1 protein-coding gene is annotated in these 1,290 nt (G+C 76.4%); it reads left to right on the top strand.

The window, feature by feature from the left end; translation table 11 throughout:
- Positions 1 to 137: 137 nt before the first annotated feature.
- Positions 138 to 1,290 (top strand): winged helix DNA-binding domain-containing protein (locus ADK36_RS09475; RefSeq protein ID WP_107086843.1); only part of this gene is annotated, 1,153 nt, incomplete at its 3' end.

The following is a 1,290-nucleotide window of genomic DNA, read 5'->3' as shown; positions in this document are numbered from 1 at the left end:
CGTTGGGGTGGACGCATGCCGGGTACGGCAATCGGGTGACGGGGTGACGGTGCGGGCGGGGGCCGTTGTCAGTGGTCTCGGGGAGGATGCGGTCACTGGTGTGTGACGGGTGGAGTTCGGGATGGGCGGAGGTCGCGATGGGTGGTGACGGGCTGCGGTACGTCGGGGTGGCGGAGCGGCGCGCTCGGCTGGGGCAGCGGCATCGGCTGGCCGGGGCGGCGCGGGCCGGGGGCCCGGAGGAGGTCGCCGAGTCCCTCGTCGCGCTGCACGGCACCGATCCGGCGACCGTGTACCTGGCCGTGGGGGCTCGGCTGGCGGAGCCCGCGAAGACCGTCGAGGAGACCGAGCGGGCGCTGTACGAGGAGCGGACGCTGGTCCGGATGCACGGCATGCGGCACACCGTGTTCGTGTTCCCCACCCGTCTGACGGCCGTCGTGCACGCCTCGACCGGCCTCACGGTCGCCGCCCGGGAACGGGCCACGCTGGTCAAGCACATGGCGACGGCCGGGGCGCCGGACGCGGCCTGGCTGGCGGAGGTGGAGGAGTCCACGCTGGCCGCGCTCGCGCGGCGCGGGCAGGCGACCGCGGCCGAACTCGCCGAGGACGAGCCGCGGTTGCGCGAGCGGTTCTTGTACGGGGCGGGGAAGAGCTACGAGGGCGTGCACACCGTCTCGACGCGGCTGCTGCGGGTGATGGGCGTCGAGGGGAAGGTGGTGCGGGGACGGCCGCTGGGCTCCTGGACGTCCTCGCAGTTCCGGTGGGCGGTGGCGCCCGAGCATCCCGAGCTGGACGTGGCCGGGGCACAGGCGGAGCTGCTGCGGAACTGGCTGGCGGTGTGCGGGCCGGCGACGGAGGCCGACCTCAAGTGGTGGACCGGGTGGCGGGTGACCGAGGTGCGCCGGGCACTGGCGGCGATGGGGGCGCAGGCCGTGTCCCTCGACGAGGGGACGGGGTACGTCGTCGACGGCGACGTCGGTCCGGTGGCGGAGCCCGCGGAGCCGTGGGCGGCGCTGCTGCCCGCGCTCGACCCCACGGCGATGGGGTGGCAGCGGCGGGAGTGGTATCTGGCGCCGGAGCTGTGGCCGTCGCTGTTCGACCGCAGCGGCAATGTGGGGCCGACGGTGTGGTGGAACGGGCGGGTGGTGGGCGGGTGGGCCCAGCGCAAGGACGGGGAGATCGTCTGGCGGTTGCTGGAGGAGCTGGGGAGCGTGGAGCGGCGGGGCCGGGGTGGGGGGGGGGGGGGGGGGGGGGGGGGGGGGGGGGGGGGGGGGGGGGGGGGGCGGGGGGGGG

Source organism: Streptomyces viridochromogenes (genome assembly GCF_001270495.1).
GTDB classification, from domain to species: domain Bacteria; phylum Actinomycetota; class Actinomycetes; order Streptomycetales; family Streptomycetaceae; genus Streptomyces; species Streptomyces viridochromogenes_A.
Note: the sequence above shows the minus strand (reverse complement) of the source record. Positions and strands in the feature narration are given on the sequence as shown.